Origin of the sequence: uncultured Pedobacter sp. (genome assembly GCF_913776295.1) — a bacterium.
GTDB lineage: Bacteria > Bacteroidota > Bacteroidia > Sphingobacteriales > Sphingobacteriaceae > Pedobacter.
Genome location: NZ_CAJYOJ010000078.1, coordinates 129,940 through 146,739 on the forward strand (window position 1 = coordinate 129,940; position 16,800 = coordinate 146,739).

General features: G+C 37.7%; 15 protein-coding genes. 11 read left to right on the forward strand and 4 right to left on the reverse strand.

Going from position 1 to position 16,800, the window contains the following annotated elements; all coding sequences use genetic code 11:
* The first annotated feature begins 77 nt into the window (after positions 1-77).
* The 9 genes from QZ738_RS18315 (at position 78) to QZ738_RS18355 (ending at position 7,391) form a co-directional block, all read left to right on the forward strand.
* On the forward strand, positions 78-509 hold the full coding sequence (locus QZ738_RS18315; protein WP_293789273.1) for a DUF2147 domain-containing protein: 432 nt from the start codon (positions 78-80) through the stop codon (positions 507-509).
* A gap of 7 nt (positions 510-516) precedes the next feature.
* Positions 517-1,536, forward strand: a complete 1,020-nt coding sequence (locus tag QZ738_RS18320) for a YCF48-related protein (RefSeq protein ID WP_293789275.1) — start codon at positions 517-519, stop codon at positions 1,534-1,536.
* Positions 1,537-1,674: 138 nt separating this feature from the next.
* Entirely contained in the window at positions 1,675-2,490 is an 816-nt protein-coding gene (locus QZ738_RS18325; RefSeq protein ID WP_293789276.1) for a DUF475 domain-containing protein, read from the forward strand.
* A 102-nt stretch (positions 2,491-2,592) separates the two neighbouring features.
* A complete protein-coding gene (locus QZ738_RS18330) occupies positions 2,593-3,297 on the forward strand; it encodes an HAD family hydrolase (RefSeq protein WP_293789278.1) in 705 nt (234 codons plus the stop codon).
* On the forward strand, positions 3,284-4,120 hold the full coding sequence (locus tag QZ738_RS18335) for a phosphoribosyltransferase family protein (RefSeq protein WP_293789280.1): 837 nt from the start codon (positions 3,284-3,286) through the stop codon (positions 4,118-4,120). The genes QZ738_RS18330 and QZ738_RS18335 overlap by 14 nt, the downstream gene beginning before the upstream one ends.
* A gap of 2 nt (positions 4,121-4,122) precedes the next feature.
* On the forward strand, positions 4,123-4,677 hold the full coding sequence (locus QZ738_RS18340) for a TerD family protein (RefSeq protein WP_293789282.1): 555 nt from the start codon (positions 4,123-4,125) through the stop codon (positions 4,675-4,677).
* 4 nt (positions 4,678-4,681) lie between these two features.
* On the forward strand, positions 4,682-5,296 hold the full coding sequence (locus tag QZ738_RS18345) for a TerD family protein (protein ID WP_293789284.1): 615 nt from the start codon (positions 4,682-4,684) through the stop codon (positions 5,294-5,296).
* A 27-nt stretch (positions 5,297-5,323) separates the two neighbouring features.
* Positions 5,324-6,421: a toxic anion resistance protein gene (locus QZ738_RS18350; RefSeq protein ID WP_293789286.1), complete on the forward strand. Its 1,098-nt coding sequence runs from the start codon at positions 5,324-5,326 to the stop codon at positions 6,419-6,421.
* Positions 6,422-6,428: 7 nt separating this feature from the next.
* Positions 6,429-7,391: a hypothetical protein gene (locus tag QZ738_RS18355; RefSeq protein WP_293789288.1), complete on the forward strand. Its 963-nt coding sequence runs from the start codon at positions 6,429-6,431 to the stop codon at positions 7,389-7,391.
* Between the two features lie 279 nt (positions 7,392-7,670).
* Here QZ738_RS18355 and QZ738_RS18360 read toward each other — a convergent pair whose 3' ends face one another.
* From QZ738_RS18360 to QZ738_RS18375, 4 genes are all read right to left on the reverse strand, one after another.
* Positions 7,671-8,534 (reverse strand): dienelactone hydrolase family protein, encoded by an 864-nt coding sequence (locus QZ738_RS18360; protein WP_293789290.1) that lies wholly within the window; start codon positions 8,532-8,534, stop codon positions 7,671-7,673.
* A gap of 63 nt (positions 8,535-8,597) precedes the next feature.
* Complete coding sequence (locus QZ738_RS18365; RefSeq protein WP_293789292.1) at positions 8,598-9,602, reverse strand: phosphotransferase; 1,005 nt, start codon at positions 9,600-9,602, stop codon at positions 8,598-8,600.
* Positions 9,603-9,689: 87 nt separating this feature from the next.
* A complete protein-coding gene (locus tag QZ738_RS18370) occupies positions 9,690-10,415 on the reverse strand; it encodes a LytTR family DNA-binding domain-containing protein (protein WP_293789294.1) in 726 nt (241 codons plus the stop codon).
* Complete coding sequence (locus tag QZ738_RS18375; protein ID WP_293789296.1) at positions 10,412-11,902, reverse strand: sensor histidine kinase; 1,491 nt, start codon at positions 11,900-11,902, stop codon at positions 10,412-10,414. The genes QZ738_RS18370 and QZ738_RS18375 overlap by 4 nt, the downstream gene beginning before the upstream one ends.
* A gap of 468 nt (positions 11,903-12,370) precedes the next feature.
* Between QZ738_RS18375 and QZ738_RS18380 the strand changes: the two genes are divergently transcribed.
* Together QZ738_RS18380 and QZ738_RS18385 are read left to right on the forward strand one after the other, a co-directional pair.
* Complete coding sequence (locus tag QZ738_RS18380; protein ID WP_293789298.1) at positions 12,371-13,267, forward strand: ABC transporter ATP-binding protein; 897 nt, start codon at positions 12,371-12,373, stop codon at positions 13,265-13,267.
* Positions 13,267-16,785, forward strand: coding sequence for a M1 family aminopeptidase (locus QZ738_RS18385; RefSeq protein WP_293789300.1), 3,519 nt, complete (start codon positions 13,267-13,269; stop codon positions 16,783-16,785). Before QZ738_RS18380 ends, QZ738_RS18385 begins: the two co-directional genes overlap by 1 nt.
* Positions 16,786-16,800 lie beyond the last annotated feature (15 nt).

The window sequence follows — 16,800 nt, forward strand, 5'->3', positions numbered from 1 at the left end:
TACTTTTTCCCTTTATTTACTGTTTCGATATCAGGCGTAATGATTATCTTTAAAAACTAACTAGAAATAAAAAAAATATGAGAAAGTTTCCATTTTTGATGCTACTCTTTGTAGCCCTGTCATTTTCTGCTTCGGCGCAGAATAAAGATGCAATTATTGGCAAATGGCTTAATCCATCAGGTGAAGGACAAATAGAAATCTATAAAAAAGGTGATAAATTCTATGGAAAACTGGCCTGGATGAAAGAACCAAACCTAAATGGTAAACCTAAACTGGATGCCAAAAACCCTAATGCCAATCTGCAGAAACGCGCTTTGCTAAACCTGGAAATATTAAAAGATTTTGTTTATGAAGATGGCAAGTGGACTGACGGGACAATTTATGATCCAAAGAGTGGTAAAACCTATAGCTGTAACATGACTTTAAAAAGTGCTGATGTACTTAATATCCGCGGATATGTTGGTATCTCGCTTTTAGGAAGATCAGAAACTTTTAAACGGGTAAAATAAGCTATCAATGAGAAAAATGATATGGTGCCTTTTATTGGCACCTTTTTTTTGCGCTGCGCAGTCGTATTCTTTAAAGCCTTTAAATGAACGTGCCAAAACCAGTTTACGTGGGTTAAGTGTGGTATCAGATCAGGTGACCTGGGTAAGCGGAAGTAATGGTACGGTTGGCAAAACCACCGATGGCGGCATCACCTGGAAATGGGTAAACCCGAAAGGTTACGAAAAAATCGATTTCCGGGATATTGAAGCGTTCAATGATAAACAGGCCATTATTGTAGGAATTGCCTCTCCGGCCTTCATTTTAAAAACCATCGATGGAGGTGAAACCTGGACAGAAAATTATAAAAATATAGATTCGGCAATATTTTTGGACGGTTTAGGCTTTTGGGACAAAAATAGAGGAATCATTTTCGGTGATCCCATAAATGATAAAATGCAATTACTTAAAACCACTGATGCAGGTAACAGCTGGCAGGATATTTCTACAAATTTGAAAGTCAGTATGGCTAAAGGTGAAGCTGGTTTCGCCGCTAGCGGAACTACCATTAAAACATTACCCGGAGGTAAAACCTGGGTGGCAACCGGTGGTATGGTATCGAATATTTATTTTTCTCCTGACTATGGAAAAACCTGGCAAGTGTTTAAATGCCCGATTTTACAGGGTGAGGGAAGCACAGGCCCTTTCTCCATTGATTTTTTTAACGAGAAAACAGGTATAACCGTTGGCGGTAACTATTTAAAGGATAAAGAAAATGCCAATAATGTACTGTTCACGAACGACGGAGGCAAATCCTGGCAAAAGTCGGTTACACCGGTTTCAGGTTTTCGGTCGGGTGTAACTTATATTGATGCTAAGACTTTAGTTGCAACGGGTACTTCGGGCACTGATATTTCTGCCGATGGGGGGCTGAACTGGAAACACATTTCCGATAAGAGTTTTAATGCTGTTCAAAAGGCAAAGAAAGGTAAGGCGGTTTTGTTGGCCGGGAATAATGGTGTCATTTATCAGTTAGATGCCGCTCATTAATATTCGGCTCCAGATCTGTAACAATTCTAATAACTGTCGTTCTAACCATAAAACACAATATAACTAGCAGAAATGATAAAATTTTGTTTCTTTGCTTTTAACTAGAAGTTTAATTTAAAACATACACACAATCGCTCCATGGATTTTTTGCACACAATTTTAGGTGATGATATACAAGCTGGATTATTAATTATTTTAAATTTAATTGTAATAGAAAGTTTATTATCCGTTGATAATGCTGCCGTTCTGGCAACTATGGTCATGGACCTGCCGAAATCTCAAAGAGAAAAAGCATTAAAATATGGTATTATCGGTGCTTATGTTTTCAGAGGGATCTGTTTATTTCTGGCAGCATGGTTAGTAAAAATCTGGTGGTTAAAACCACTTGGCGGTTTATACCTTTTATACCTGGCTTTCGATTATTTTAGAAAAAAGAACAGTAAAAAGAATGAGGAAGAGGAGGAAGTAGATAAAAGTAAAAGCTGGATTTATAAATCTACCGTTGGTTTGGTTGGCAATTTTTGGGCTACAGTTGCTTTAGTAGAGGTGATGGATTTAGCTTTTTCCATTGATAATGTTTTTGCTGCGGTAGCTTTTACCGATCATATCTGGTTAATTTACATTGGTGTTTTTATCGGGATTTTAGCTATGCGTTTTGTAGCACAGGCCTTTGTAAAACTAATGGAAAAATTTACCTTTTTAGAAACGGTGGCCTTTATTGTAATTGGTGTTTTGGGTATTAAACTCACCTCCTCCATATTTACGCATTTTTATCCCGAGTCGCCGGTTTCTCATGCCATTGAAGGAGAACAAACAGATCTTTTTGTTTCTATTTTTACGGTAGCCATTTTCCTCATACCGGTATTAACCTCGCTTCTGTTCAATTATCCTAAAAAACACAAAAGTGATGTCATGATCTCTGAACAAGCCGAAGACGTATTGGATAAATCATAATCAAAGGCTTATCTGTCATAAATCTTACAATCAACCGCTTCTAATTGTACAATCAAATTTGTAATATTAGCACTTATTAAACAGATTATGAAATAGAAGGCGATGGCTTTTTACAAACACTACTCATTCGATCTTTGGTTAACGTTAATTAAATCTAATCCAACTTACAAGCAGGAGCGGGTAGCGTATTTTTTCAGAAATTTTAACAGTAAGCATAAAAGCATTGACGAAATTGCCATTACTTTTCGCCAGGTAGATTTGATGGTAAATGCCATTAATGAAAAAGCAGGTAAAAATGTTGATGCGGATGAAATGTATTTAATGATCATCAGTATGATCAATGATCACGATTTTAACTTTAATGATGTCGATCTCGAAGTGCTCGATAAGGATATGGAGCAGATCGTATTTAACCATATGCCGCAACTTTACTGTGATAATTGTTTAGCCGTATTGGCCAAGATTAAAGACTCAGGAAATTGCTCTACCAACATATTGAGTAACACCGGTTTTATTAAAGGTAAAACCTTAAAAAAAGTCATTGAACATTTAGGCATTGGCCAGTATATCGATTTCCAGCTTTATTCTGATGAAGTACGCATGTCTAAACCCAACGCAGGCTTTTTTCAGCTGATGTTGGATCGTATCGACAGAGCCAAACACCCTGAATTATTATTAACGGACGTTATCCATGTTGGAGATAACCCCCATGCCGATATCCGTGGAGCGCAAGCAATAGGGATTAACAGTATGCTCATCAATTCCAATAAATTATCTATTTTAAACCTACTCTATGATACCGTATAACTTCTCTCTTCATAAAATAGACAATACAGTCGACTTCGGTTTTAATGCCGATGATTACAGCCGCTTTAAATTTGGCGACGATCTGGTGGCGCGATCTTTTGGTAAAGACCTTGCCGACGGCTTTATCAGGTATTACCTGGCGGATAATTTAATTACTGACCAGATTGTGGTGATATCCAGTCCTTATAGCTTTATCCCAACGGCAACTTTTGCCATGAAAAACTATTTCGTTTGCCAGCTTAACCGTTGGCTGGTCGAAAACGGTGGTTTAGCCGTACAGGAAACAAAAGTGCATAGAACCATTACCTATAAAGAGGATTACGGCGAATTGAGTGCTGAAGAAAGGCTTTCGCTGATCGGTAATGATTCATTCCATATCGATAAAGAGTTTCTTACCGGCAAAACGCTTTTATTTCTGGATGATATCAGGATTACCGGGAGCCATGAGCGGATGATCTTAAAAATGGCAAAAGAGTATGGTCTAAAAAATGAAATGCACATGCTTTATTTTGCCGAACTGGTGAATAAAAATATCCATCCCAATGTAGAAAACTTCCTTAATTACCATCAGGTCAAATCTATTTTCGATCTGGAAGAGATTATCGATAGTGGCAATTTCAGGTTCAATACCCGTATGGTGAAATACATTTTAAATGCGACATCGAGCAGTTTTACCATCTTTTTAGAGCGCCGGAGCACTGATTTTATCAATGAGCTTTACGATCTTTCACTAGGGAATAATTACCATATGATAGAGGCATATTCGAAAAATTTACATCTCATAAAGGACTATATCAAAAACAACAACTATAAATTAATTTAAATATGGCTATTAATTTGCAAAAGGGGCAACGTGAAAACATCGATGCGCCTAAATTTACAATAGGTTTAGGTTGGGACACCAACAGCTCTTCAACAGGTTCTGCATTCGATTTAGATGCATCAGTTTTTATCTTAAATGATCAGAAGAAATTGATTTCTGACGAGAATTTTGTTTTTTACAATAACCTGGTTTCACCAGATGGAGCAGTAGAACATACCGGCGACAATTTAACCGGCGATGGTGATGGCGATGATGAACAGATCAAAATTGATTTAACCAGGGCCGATTCAAAAGTAAATGAGATGTGTATTGTAGTCACCATCCATGAGGCGGATAGCAGAAGACAGAATTTCGGTCAGGTTAGAAATTCTTTCATCCGTATTTTTGATGCGGTAACCAATGAAGTGATCTTAAAATATGAATTAGAAGAAGATTTCTCTATTGAAACAGCAGTAGAATTCGGCAGGATTTACAAACGCGAAGGCAAATGGAAATTTGAAGCCGTTGGCGTGGGTATGAAAGGTGGTTTACAGGATTATTTAAATAAATATCAATAATATTATGGCAATCAATCTTCAAAAAGGACAGCGCATCAGTCTGGAAAAAAGCAATGGAAGCACACTTCAACAAGCTTGCGTAGGGATAAACTGGGGTGCAATTGAAAAAAAGGGTTTATTTGGCTTTGGATCATCAAAAGAGGCCGTAGATTTAGATGCAAGCTGTGCTTTATATAATGAAAACAAACTGCTTTTAGAAGTCGTTTACTTTGGCAACCTTAAATCCAAAAATGGCTCGGTAAAACACAGCGGTGACGATTTAACCGGCGATATGGGGGGCGATGATGGTTTAGATAACGAAATTATCACCATTGATTTTTCACAACTGGATGCCAGTGTGAGTTATGTTGCCTTTGTATTGAACAGTTTCAGAGGGCATGATTTTGGTACGATCCCGTTTGCTTCTATCCGCATTTATGAAGGCACGACTAAACGGGTGAACGAGGTATTTGCCAAATTCGACATTGCCAACGGAGCCAATTTTAAAGGCCATGTATCCATGGTGATGGGGGTTTTTTATAAGAAAAACGGCGAATGGAAATTTAATGCCATTGGCGAACCAACCAGAGATAGAAAACTGGAAGATACTGTTAAAACTGTAACCCAAAACTATTTGTAAGCTGTAAAGCTGGTAATTGATCAAACTATGGAAACCAACCCAAACGTTACTCAGGCCCTTACTCCGGTTAAGCTGGATAAGGACGGAAATGTTGACCTCGAAAAAATAACAGCTGAAGAAACGGCTAAATACCAGGAAATTGGCAAATCGTTAGAACCATCGGATGTAAATTCGATCCTGAATTATGGAAGCGATGCCCAAAACTCCATGGAAAAATACAGTAACGATTTTCTATCGTCTGTACGTACCTATAACAGTGGTGAGGTTGGCGGTTTAATTAACGAGCTGCTAACCGAACTGAATTACATCGATGTATCTGAACTGGAGCAGAGCGGCTTTAAGAGTTTCATCTCGAAGATTCCGTTCTTAAAAAATTTAGTGGTTGATGTGAAAAAGCTTTTCCAGAAATATGATGTGGTGGTTAATAACATCGATAAGATTACCAACAAAATTAAAGCTGGAAGGTTAAATTCTATTAAGGATAACAGTTCGCTGCAAACCATGTTTGATAGCAATGTTGGGTACATCCACCAAATGGAAGAACTCATTATTGCCGGACAACTAAAATACAACGAACTGAGTATTAAACTGGCCGAAATGGAAGGGCGTCCGGCTGATTATCAGGATTATGAAATTGCCGATTTGAGGGATTTCATCAGCCGGTTGGATAAAAGACTGGCCGATATGAAGATTGTGCGTTTTATCATGTTACAATCTTTGGCACAGATCCGTGTGGTTCAGAACAACAACACTTCCATTGCAGAAAAAGCGCAGTCGATAGTTTCTACCACCATTCCGGTTTGGAAAAATCAACTGACAATTGCAGTTGCGCTACAAAGGCAAAAGGCCAATGTAGAGATGCAGAAGAAAATTTCGGATACCACCAATACCATTTTACAGAAAAATGCAGAGATGCTGAAACAAAACAGTATCGATGTAGCCAAGGAGAATGAAAAAACAGTAGTATCTTTGGAAACCCTGAAACGAACCACTTCATCGCTGATCGAGACACTGAACGAGGTAAAACAGATCCACGAAGCAGGCGCACACAGCAGAAGGGTATTAGATGGCGAACTTAAAACGCTGGAAGCAGAGCTGAAAAAGAACGTAACGAGGGTGAATTAATTAAAGTATGGATGAATTCCGTTTAAATATTCTCAAGAAATCAAGCGCAGAGATCAACCGTTTACAGTTGCTCTCTGTGTTTTTTGATGATGAGGTGATTTATAAAATTTACTTACGGAGCCAGGTTATTCATCAACTTTTTGCCAATAACGAAGAACTGGAGATCGAAAAATTAGATCTCTTCCACCTTCAGTTTACCGATAGCGTAATCGATCTGCTCAGAAAGATTAAAAAGAGCAATGAGAAAAACGTATCGCTTATCTACGATGAAATTGACCTGAATGAAGAACTGATTGACCGGATGACGGGTACGCTTGCTGGTCAGAAAAACTTTCAGCAGGATAAACAAAAGCAGTCGCTTAAAATTAATTTATCGCTGCGGAAGTTATTTAGTGTATTGTCTGAGCTGAGTTCAGATTTTCCTTTTTCTAAGAACATCAACGTTTTTAGTTCCAGGTACGCCAACGATTTTTATTTCGATCTTACCACAGATCAATTTTCAAAATTGATTGATTTTCAAAATAGGCAAGTATATACCAATGTGTATGCAACCATCGAGAAGAAATTAATGGGCAAGCTTTGCAAACATGATTTCAGGACTGAATTTTATATTGGTTTAAAATCAGGCGAACTCGTGATTGAGGTTTATAGATTTTTGGATGAAGATTATTATTATCTGTTTTTCCCCAGTAGAAATCTCTTCCTATTCTGCGATTTAACGATTTTGAAAAACCTGGACACAACAAACAACCTATCTGAGAGGGAGCGGATTATACAGGAACTACAATATAAAAACGATAAGTTGAAAAGCAACGCTGCGGTTTTAAAAACAGCCATTCCGAATGAGGTTGTTCAATTATTGGAAGATAGCTATGCTAAAATATCGGATATCAACTTCCTCAATCACCTCAATAATTTTGATGTTCAATCAAATATTTTAAAGACTATGCTGAAAACGGATTTGTTTTAGATCTAGAACCGCTCATCATTTCAACTGAAACTTACCAATTTTCATTGGTAGCGAAACGTCTGCCTGTACAGGCGGGGAGAAATCTTTGAACTGTATTATCAGCAACTTTAAAAGATTTAGCTTCGCTGAGTCTTCGGGTTCTCGACTGCGTTGCACTCCGCTCGAAATGGCGGGTATGCGAAAGGCATCATTTCGACTGAAGCTCACCGAGCTTACGTCCGCTATGCTTCATTCGAAAGGACGGAATCAATTAAAGAACCCTGGTCGCAAAAGAAGGATTTACCTAGTCAATACCGCCAATTTGTGTTTAAACAAGTCAATCGTTCTGTTCCAGGCGAGTTTTGCTGCGGCCTCGTTATACCTGGTGGGTGAAGTATTGTTATTAAATGCATGATTTACACCGTCATAGATGTAAATCTTGTAATTAATTTTATTGTCTTTTAGAGCCTGCTCGTAAGCTGGAATCCCGGCATTAATCCTTTCATCCAAACCAGCGTAGTGCAACATTAAACTCGCCTTAATTTTAGGAACATCGGCAGCATTGGCCTGCGCACCATAATATGCCACAGCGGCCTGTAGTTTCGGGTCGTTCACCGCTAATTTATTAGCCATGCCACCGCCCCAGCAAAAGCCAACACAACCTACTTTGCCGTTACCATCTTTTCTCTTTCGTAAATAATCAAGTCCCCTTAAATAATTCTCCAGATTTTTTTCAGGATCTAATTTACCGATTAGCTCGCGTCCTTTATCTTCATCTGCTGGCGTTCCACCAAGCGGGGAGAGCGCGTCAACTCCCAAAGCCAGAAAACCTTCACTGGCAACACGTTTGGTAACCTCAATAATATGTGGATTTAAGCCTCTGTTTTCGTGGATCACCAGTACACAGCCCAGATTCCTTTTACCTTTTGGCTTAGCCAAAACTCCCTTCATTTCACCTTCAACACCCTGATAGGTGATATTTTCCACTTCGATATCATCACGGTTAAAATCTGCTGCGGCGGCATAATTATTCTCCAGCATTGGGAGGATCGTCATGGCCAATGCTGTGCTGCCAGCCAGGACGGCCAGCTTTTTCATAAAATCTTTTCGGCTTAGCTGGCTGTGGGTATACTCATCGTAAAGGTTTATTATTTTCTGATCCATCTTATTAATTTTTGAAATTGCTATACAAGATAAAAAAGCCTATCGACATTAAAGCCGGATTGCCTAAAAGTTACAATATGTTTCTTCCCATTTTTTAATCAATGCCACGCGGTGTTTGGTATATCGGGGGGTTAAAAAACCATTTGACCAATCATCGTAATTGTCATAAAAGAACTTTAAAAAGAAAATATGGAAGGTAATACCCAGATAAGGAATGGCATTTAATTCATCATTTGTTAACGGTCTGACTTTTTGATAGGCATTTAAAAAAGTATCGAAATCCTTCTCTGCCTGTTCTTTGGAAATTTGGTTATTCAGCTGGTGGAAGAAATAATGGTTCAGGAACGACATCAAATCGTTAATTAAATAACCTTGTCCCGCAAAATCGAAATCAAAAAAGGTGATTTTCAACTCTTCATCAAAATGGAAATTTTTCGGGAAGAAATCATAATGACAATAACCATAACTGAATGTTGAAGTATCGAATTCTTTAAACTTTTGAACTACTTTTTCTGAAACGTTCTTTAAGTACTCATATTCTTCCTTCATTTCTGAAAAATGAGGTTTGAAGTCTTTTAAAGGCTCAAATAGGGTGGTTTCGAAATTGAATATCGGCCGCGGATTGCTCAGTTTTATCGATGAAGTACTTTGATGTAATTTAGCTATATCATGCCCCAATTGATTGAGGTGCTTATCCTCTAGGTCTAAAACTACTTTCCCCTCTGCAAAAGAAAATAGGATACCATTTCTTAAGCCTTCAATAGCATTAAACTGTTGGATCTGTTTTCCTTCCACATCCCGGATTGGATAAGAAACTGAATTTCCATTTGCGTTTAAAATGTTTAATAATTCTACTTCAGCTTCAATTTCGTTGCGTTTACGGTGCGCACCGCGGTAAATTTTGAAGATATATTTCTGGTTCCGATTTTCCAGGATATAGGTGTCGCTTACATTTCTGATGAGTAACCGGCAGGTTGTAGATGGATCCAGCCCATAAGCTTCAATTAAATAATCTTTTAATACGGCTGCTGATAAAGTGGAATATTGAGCGGGAAAGAAATTCTGCATGGAAATAAAGGTATTGTAACGATAAATATAAATTTTTAAATAGAAATCTTATCCCGGCTCGTTCAGTCAGATTAAAACTAAATGCTGTTAATCCGCTATATCAAGTAATTGTTTAATTATACCTTTATAATTTTTACCGACTGGAACTTCCTGGCCATTCTTAAGTACAATGGTACTTCCTTCCAAATAGTCGACATACTTTTTATTAAGTATAAAAGATTTATGTATCCTGACGAAATCTGTTGATACCTGATCTTCAAAACTGGTCAACGTTCTGGGCGTTAACAGAAAATCACCGTTTTTCCAAACTTTTACAAAATTACCCAGGCTTTCCAGATATTGTATTTCGGCTAATTTGATTAAGATGTGCTTTTTGTCAACCTTAATCGAGATTAGCTCATTGTTTATTTGTACTGGTTTTTCAATTAAAGCAGGCTGAGCTTTTTGCCCTTTAAGTTTGTGCAATTCAAGCGCACGGTTTACCGCTTTGATAAAACGATCAAGCCTGAAGGGCTTTAAAAGATAATCGCAAACGGCCAGATCAAAACCTGCTAAAGCATATTCTTCGTACGCAGAGGTGATGATTACCAAAGGTTTATGTGCTAAAGTCTTTAAAAATTCCAAACCATTTAGTTTCGGCATCCGGATATCCAGGAAAATGAGATCTACTGGTTGTTTACTTAAAAAATCCAATGCTTCTGTAGCACGGTAACAACTGCCTATGATGTTAATAAAAGGAAGATCTTTTGCATACTCCATAATTACACCATGTGCAAGTGGTTCATCATCTACTATCAAACAACGTAAGCTCATGTTAGCTGAAGTTTAAGTTCTGCCTTAAAGATATGATCAGTGGCGGTGATATCCAACGTATGCTTATTAGGATAAAGCAATTCGAGTCTTTTTCTTAAATTATCAATCCCAATCCCTTGATGATGGACATTTTCTTCAGGATCGAAGGAATTTTCGCAGGAGAAATAGAGCGATTTATGGTTAGCAGATAAATATAATTTTAAAGAAGCTTCGTCTTCAGCAGGTTCAATGCCATGTTTAAATGCATTCTCTACAAATACAATCAGCAGAAGAGGAACAATCTCCAGCTGCTCATCGTTAACCTTTTTGTTGAATTCAAAATTTAAGTTTTTCTGCAACCGGATCTGTTGTAATTGAATGTAATCGTTAATATAATCAATTTCCTGCGAAAGTTTGACTGATTTTTCCTGCCCTTTATAAATCGTATAGCGCATCAGTTCTGATAATTGTAAAATGGTTTCAGGTGTTTTATCCGATTTTTGCAAGCTTAAAGCATAAAGGTTGTTCAAAGTATTAAAGAAAAAATGTGGATTGAGTTGCTGTTTCAGTAAATCGAGTTCACGTTGCGAGTTTTCCTTTTCTAAAGAAAGGATTTTATTGTTCTGTTTGCCCCATTGCAGGGCCAAAACTATTGGTAGACTAATGAGCATAATAGCAAGTGCGCCTAATGCATTTTCAAGCTCAAATGGATTAGTTTCGAAAATGCTCCGACCGAAAACTGTGTTAATAGGTAGTGAAATTAATAACTGAGCCAATAGGGGATACAGCAATGCAATTGTGGTAGAAAGTGCTAACAAATAAATTAAAAGTCCTTTTTCTTTGAGGATTTTAGATACCAGTAGGCGGCTATTGACCAAAAAAAGCAGGTATCCGCATAAGTACATGATCAGAAATTGTAAAAAGAAGCTAAAAAATATTCCAATATTAAACCAAAGTGCTTTTAAGTCGAACTCGAAACCTACTAAACGGAAACCGTTTCGTTGGTAAACGGGGTTATTTAAACTCGAAACGGCCATTATGGAAATGGTTGCAGCAAGTAAAACAATAGTGATGAGCACTGCATGCTCCAGGCCAATTTTTTTGATCCATTTAATATGCCTCACTTTTTTCTGATAATAATGATTGGCCTTCAACATCATTTCGAGGGAAATTGCCAGTAGCGCTGTCGAAATCAATACAGTGTACTCAAGCTTCGCAATTTGCAGGTAAAATGCAAAATTCGTAAAAAGCGGAAGCAGGATAAAGAAGAAAATGCACCAGCAGGAAATGTATCGTTTTCGGGTTAGGGCGTTTTTTAGGCTGACTTTAAAAAAAGAAAAGACGAGTACAGGTAGTAGACATAAACCCAGCGCCAAAATGCAGCTGGCATAATTAAGCCAAATTTTGCTGGTTAAGTTGTAAGTATTCAATATGGCTATCCATAACAACAGGCCGATATTTAGGAAAAAATCCTGGTATCTATAATTTAAATTCTTGGTGTTAAACATTTTGGTAACCTATAATAGGAGTAAAATTGTCATCATGAGGAATAATTATGATATAAAAATCAATATGATTAACAGATAAAATTTACTTAGGTAGTATCCATCAGGAAATCGTCATTCTAACTTGATTGGGAATCTTAAAACGTGCATTAAGATTAGCTTCGCTGAGCACTTCGTGCTTCCCTCATGCGTGAGAATGACGACCGAACTAGTGGATTCTGTCAATGTTAGCTTGTCGAAGGATCTTTGCTAAAAGGGTTAAAAATGTGTTTTGATACCTTGTCAAACTAATTTCTAAAGTTATTAAAGTTTTAAGTCATGCTGAAATATAGATGACGAAAGGTTCATTTTTCATGATCAAAGGAATATCAACTTATTTTTTCCTTTCGTCACCATTTATATTTCCTTCGTCACTTAAAATTAATTGACTGATTTTGTTGTTCTAATTTGCGGCCATCTTAATTAGTTAATATGGTACGGCTTAAAATACAGCAGCTTACAAAATCTTACCAAAATGGGGTGAAAGCCCTTGATGATATTACCCTAAATATAGCAAATGGCATGTTTGGTTTACTGGGACCAAATGGAGCAGGCAAATCTTCGCTAATGCGTACGCTGGCTACCTTACAACTGCCAGACGCTGGGACGGTATATTTTGATGAAAACAATGTATTGGAAAATCCGCAGGAGATGCGCAACAAATTAGGTTATCTGCCTCAGGATTTTGGCGTATATCCGAATATATCGGCTATAGATCTACTACATCATCTTGCGATTTTAAAGGGTGTGCAAAATAAAAGTGAACGAGTTGAACAGGTAACTTCATTGCTTCAGCAAACTAACTTATTTGAGGTCAGGAAGAGAGCCGTGAGTACTTTTTCTGGTGGTATGCGACAGCGTTTTGGAATAGCACAGGCTTTACTGGGTAATCCGCAATTAATTATTGTGGATGAGCCTACCGCGGGGCTTGATCCTCAGGAGCGGAACAGATTCCATGATCTTTTAAGTGAAATTGGAGCGAATCGTGTAGTGATTCTTTCCACCCATATTGTAGAAGATGTGAATAACCTCTGCGCTGAAATGGCAGTATTGGCGAATGGAAAATTGATTTTACAGGGCAAGCCGTCCGACCTGACTAAAAAATTAGAAGGAAAAATCTGGAGAAAGGCAATTGATAAGGTGAATCTGGTACAGTATTCATCCATATTTAATGTCATTTCTACCAGGATTATCTCAGGTAAGCTGCATCTGTTTGTACTGGCAGATCAATTACCAGCAGCAGGTTTCGAACCTGTTGATCCAGGATTGGAAGAGGTATATTTTTCTTCCTTATGTGGCGCAGTTAACTTAAATATGGAGGCAAAGTGATGATAACAGATTTATTAAAATTTGAACTGAAATATCATTTCGGGCAACTGTCTTTCAAGGTTGCGACACTTCTGTTTTTAATGCTTGGCTATTTTTGTGCCTTAAAAGGCGGTTTTGGCCCTGTTGAGGTACATAAAAATTCACCCTATGTCATTACCAATATTATCGCCTTGCTATCTTTATTCTCCATTTTTTCGGCTACGCTGTTTAGTGCAAATGTGGTGCTAAGAGATAGTATGTTTAAAATGGAGGCGGTTGTTTTTACCACATCAATTAAAAAGCCGGCATATTTTGGCATCCGATTACTGGGCTTGATCATCGCAGTTTTTAGCTTATTGCTACTGGTAGCCCTTGGGATTTATGTCGGTTCTTTTTTTATCGATAAAGATCGCTTAGGTATCTTTCAACTGAATTATTATCTGCATGCACTGTTGATTTTTGCATTGCCAAACGTGTTGTTTTCTGCCGGAATCTTATTCTGTACCGCCATATTGACCAAAAGTGTACGGGCAATTTATGTGGCTGGCGTGTTGATTTACATTTTATATATGCTGGCTTCGATATTGGGCAATTCACCATTATTGGCCACCTCAACTATGAAGGCCGGCAGTGCTGATATTTTGCCAATACTTTTAGACCCTTTTGCCCTAGCTTCTTTTTTTGGAGAAACTAAAACCTGGACTATCTTTCAACGGAATCACCAATTATTTCCACTTTGCGGCGCCTTTTTACTCAATAGAATCTTATGGACTTGTTTTACAAGCTTAATCATCGTGATAAGCTACCACTTATTTGATTTTAGGTTAACACGCCAAAGGCAGTTGAAGATTAAATCAGACAAAACAGTATATTCAGCTTTGATTTCATATCGTACTCTAAAGGTTTTACCTGGTGGTACCGCTTATCGTTTCAAGGCCCTTATCGCCCAGCTTAAATTAGAACTGATCTTTCTGTTTAAAAATATTCCCATCATGGTGATGCTCTTATTATGGATATTTCTGTTTGGAATAGAATTAAAAGACAGGCTGTTTAGCGGCGTTTACGGCATTCATAGTTATCCGGCCACTGGCATTATCATCGAAGAAATACGCACTATGAAATTTGGACTGATCTTAATCATTTTTTATGCCGCAGAAAGCGTTAGCAGGGAAAAAATGTCCAATACCCATTCCATCATTTACAGCAGTCCTGTGCCAAATTCGGTATTCTGGATGGCAAAAACTTTGAGTCTGTTTGGACTTGTTTTCGTTCTGGTAACCTTAAATATCGGAATTGGTATTTTTTTGCAGCTTACTCATGGTTATTACCTGATTGAGTTACGATCTTATTTGTCGTTATACTATTATAGCGCGTTTCCTTTGCTGCTTTTTGTGGTACTCATTGTTTTTATTCAAAATTTGAGTACGAATAAATACCTCGGAATGTTATTGAACATGATCATGATTTTCCTGATTACGTATGCAGAACGCTTTGGATTCGAACACTATCTTTTTCGTTTCGCCACGACTCCGGATCTAAAACATTCTTATTTCAATGGTTTTGGCTACTATAATGATGCTTTTAACTGGTATATGCTATACTGGTCGGCCTTTACAATGGTTATTGCTGTATTAACCATTGGGGGATGGCAGCGTTTGGCTGAAATAAAGGTTAACACGAGGATGAGGTTTATGCGGGTAGCTCTGATGCAACATCAATTGATTGTTATCCCTGCAGTATTAATTTGGATTTGCTGTGCAGCCTTTATTTATAACCAGACCAATCTTGTTGGAAAATATAAAAATAAACAGGCGTTGTTAAACTGGCGCCTGGCTTACGAGCGAAAATATAAATCGATGGCCAATCTTCCGCAACCTATGATCAAAGCGGTTAAAACCAATGTAGATTTATACCCAAACGAACAAAAATATATGGTTGAAGGAACGTATTTGCTTAAAAATGAAACAAATAAGCCGCTTTATAAAATATGGACATCTATTGATCCGGCTGTTTCCTCATTTTCGATAAACGTTGCCGGAGTTAGAGGAAATGAACGGGATGAAGTATTCAATCAACAGTTTTTGACGCTAAAAAAGCCATTAAACCCCGGTCAAGAGATCTTGATGAATTTTTCTATTGTGGTTATCAGGAATGGATTTACGTCTTTCGACACAGAGAATTCGGTTGTTGCAAACGGTACTTATGTCGAATTAGAGAAATTTATACCACTGCTAGGCTACTCCTACCACTTTGAAAGTGATGATAAACGGGAACGGAAAAAAGCAGGACTCCCTGGAATTGCCATGAAGCCACCATTTAATAAGACCTACCAGCTGGTCGACTTTGAAACAACTATTTCTACCACTATCGATCAGCAGATAGTTACTGTGGGGGAGTTGCAGCGAAGTTGGAGTGCCAATAACCGGCAATACTTCAAATACAAAACTCCCGGTCCAGTTAATTTCATGTTCGCACTGAGCAGTGCAAAATATGCTTTAAAAAAAGAAAAACATAAAGGGATTGAGCTAAGTATTTACTATCAGCAAGGTCAGGAGTATAATTTAAAAAGTATGTTTCGGGCCCTTAAAGCTACTTTAGATTATGGTAACAAGTACTTTGCAAAATACCCCTTCAAACAATTAACTATTGCTGAAATTCCGCAGTATAAAGGTGCTGCTACAGCTTATCTGGGCCTGATCTTCAGTGCGGAAAACATTAGTTTTTTAGGAAATTTTAGTCAAAAAGGCATTATTAATCAGAGTTATGCCATCACCGCACATGAAACTGCACATCAGTGGTGGGCAAACATACTGACGCCTACCGACGGTGCTGGGTATGCCATGCTCACCGAATCGTTAGCTAAATACACTGAAAATATGTTGATTGAAAAGGCTTTTGGAAAGATGTATTTAAGAAAGTATCTCGCTTATGATAACCACCTTTACTTTTTGAATAGGAACTATAATGGGGAAGAATTGCCTCTGGCTAAAACCTTGGATCAGCCTTATGTACATTACCAAAAGGGCGGATTGGCGATGTATGCCATAAAAGAGACAGTGGGGGAGCATCAATTTAATGCCGCACTGCATCAGCTTATTTTAGAGCATCAATACCCTAAACCTAAAGCAACAGCTGAAGATCTGGTAAATGCACTTTTACGCCAGGCGCAGCCTGAAGACAAAACGTTTATCAACGATTGTTTTAATAAGGTAGTTATTTACGATCTTGGTATTCATGTACTCGATTGTAAAAAACTGAATAACGGAAAATATAAAGTTGAACTGGAAATTGCTGCTGAAAGAATAAGTGATGGCAGTAAGCAGCTGCCTGATCTGAAAATAGACCTGGCTTGTTTTGATGCATTGGAAACAGATTGGAAATCTTGTACTAAACCAATTTATTCGCAAAAAGTCCATATTACGCAGCATAAAACCAGGCTTTCATTTATAGTTAATCAGAAACCGAAAACAGTAGCTATCGATCCTTATGGATATATATTGGATGAAAATAGAAGCGATAATGTAAGGGTGGTTGATTAGATTTGAAAATTCGTA